Below are 421 nucleotides of genomic sequence, written 5' to 3'. Positions count from 1 at the left end.
TATGAACTGACTGTGCGTGAAAATCTTCTTCTGGGTTTGCCGCAGGAGGCTGTTGAGCGTCTTGGTGATGCTGATTTGTGGTCGGCTTTGTCGGTGGCTTGTGCTGATGATTTTGTGCGTGGTCTTGAGGGCGGTTTGGATGCTCAGTTGGGTGAGTCGTTTGGTGGTGTTGGTCTTTCGGGTGGTCAGTGGCAGCGTTTGGCGTTGGCGCGTGTGGTTCTTCGGGATGCGCCGGTGTGGGTGTTGGATGAGCCGACCAGTGCTGTGGATGCTGAGACTGAGGAGGAGATTTTTGCTCGGTTGAAGGTGGCTGCTGCCGGGCGTTTGGTGGTGTTGGTGTCTCATCGTGCGTGGACGTTGCGTGGTGTTGATTCTGTGGTGGTGTTGGATGGTGGGTGTGTGGTGGAGCAAGGAACCTACC

At 56.1% G+C, this 421-nt stretch carries 1 protein-coding gene; it reads left to right on the top strand.

Annotated elements, in window-relative coordinates; translation table 11 throughout:
• Positions 1–12: 12 nt before the first annotated feature.
• Positions 13–421: ATP-binding cassette domain-containing protein (locus HMPREF2527_RS00915; RefSeq protein WP_371440203.1), on the top strand; the 409-nt coding region annotated here is incomplete at its 3' end.

This window comes from Rothia sp. HMSC071B01, assembly GCF_001808945.1.
GTDB lineage: Bacteria > Actinomycetota > Actinomycetes > Actinomycetales > Micrococcaceae > Rothia.
This window is presented reverse-complemented; position numbering and strand designations above follow the sequence as displayed.